Source organism: Lentilactobacillus hilgardii DSM 20176 = ATCC 8290, assembly GCF_000159315.1.
Taxonomy (GTDB): domain Bacteria; phylum Bacillota; class Bacilli; order Lactobacillales; family Lactobacillaceae; genus Lentilactobacillus; species Lentilactobacillus hilgardii.
On sequence record NZ_GG670026.1, the window covers coordinates 1 to 419 of the forward strand.

1 pseudogene is annotated in these 419 nt (G+C 36.3%); it reads right to left on the reverse strand.

What is annotated here, in order from left to right:
• Window positions 1-419: pseudogene (locus HMPREF0519_RS14525) on the reverse strand (D-alanyl-D-alanine carboxypeptidase); the annotation flags it as partial.

The window sequence follows — 419 nt, forward strand, 5'->3', positions numbered from 1 at the left end:
GGCTTTAGAAGGCGCCATACGCTCATATTCACTAACGGACCACTTACCAGTTTGCTTATTTAAATCCAGCTCTTTAGTATTTGTAAAACTATTTAGTAGATAAGCGTTTTGAGGCTGAGTGAGGTACAGGCTCTTAGACAAATTTAGATTAATTTTGGAATTAGGAAACAGCTTAGCAACCATTCGAGTTAACTTTAGCGCTTTATTGCTATTTAGGTCGTTAAGGTAGGCCTGTTGGCTATTAAAGAGAACCGGCAACTTAATAATGCTTTTTTTGAAATAACCGTACCAGGCAATCCCTTTAACTTTTTTATTGTATGCCGAATATAACTTGTAATACACTTCGTTTTTACCTTTAACGGGTTTCACGAATGCCTTGGAAACCAGCCAGACAGTGTTAGGATAGTTTTTTAAATTAT